The sequence below is a fragment of the Phaeovulum veldkampii DSM 11550 genome (assembly GCF_003034995.1).
Lineage (GTDB): Bacteria > Pseudomonadota > Alphaproteobacteria > Rhodobacterales > Rhodobacteraceae > Phaeovulum > Phaeovulum veldkampii.
Genome location: NZ_PZKF01000129.1, coordinates 1 through 781, shown reverse-complemented (window position 1 = coordinate 781; position 781 = coordinate 1). Strand labels below are relative to the sequence as shown.

2 protein-coding genes are annotated in these 781 nt (G+C 60.2%); one reads left to right on the top strand and one right to left on the bottom strand.

The window, feature by feature from the left end; translation table 11 throughout:
- Positions 1-235, bottom strand: a 235-nt coding sequence (locus C5F46_RS16955; RefSeq protein WP_210203010.1) for a hypothetical protein, incomplete at its 3' end; no start/stop codon positions are given.
- A gap of 87 nt (positions 236-322) precedes the next feature.
- Here C5F46_RS16955 and C5F46_RS16240 point away from each other — a divergent pair.
- The coding region (locus C5F46_RS16240) for a transposase (RefSeq protein WP_181317784.1) at positions 323-781 on the top strand (459 nt) is incomplete at its 3' end.

Sequence of the window (781 nt, the reverse complement as noted above, 5' to 3'; positions counted from 1 at the left end):
GCCGGGATAAGGGATTGCTCATTTGCGGTTCATAAGAAGCTGGTTTGGGGCGAAGCATTCGCCCACCTCCCAATCGACAGGCATCAACGGCGACGGTAACAACGTCGATCAGTCGATTAACAATACTTATGTGTTTGTTGAGGGAAATGGTCCGGTCGCCCCCGAAGATATCGCTGCAAAGGTTGAAAAACCGCTCTTGAAGCGCACCCTTACAGCCAAAGGCTTTACCCCACATTCCCCAAGTAAGTTGCTGATTTTGCTGTCGTGATCGTGTTATTTCCGATATGAATCATGGTGTTGACGGCTGCGAGGGGCGGGCTTCATGGATCACCCAGAGGGTGCGGGTTCGAAGCGGGCAGATCGAGTCGATTTCGACCGCCGGGTGCATGTGGAGTTCCGGGGAGCGCAGCTCAGTTCCGACGGCGGCCTGCTGGTGATGCGCGAGCTGGATGACGCGCTCGGGCTGTCCGATCTGGCGGCATCAGCTTTGCGCGACACGCGACGCGGCAAGAACACGGTCCATCGGCTTGACGGCCTTTTCCGGCAATCGGTGTTCGGGCGACTGGCGGGATACGAGGATGTCAACGATGCCGACCGGCTGGCCCTCGATCCGGTCATGCGCCAGGTCGTGGGCGGCCGTGCCGTCGATGCGCAAGCGGCCTCGGCTTCGCAGATGGGGCGGTTCGAGACCGAGACACTGGCCCTGGCCGAGAACCGTACCGCGCTGGCCGACCTGAACGGCGCATGGATCGACCGGTTTCATGACCGCAATGGGCTGAAG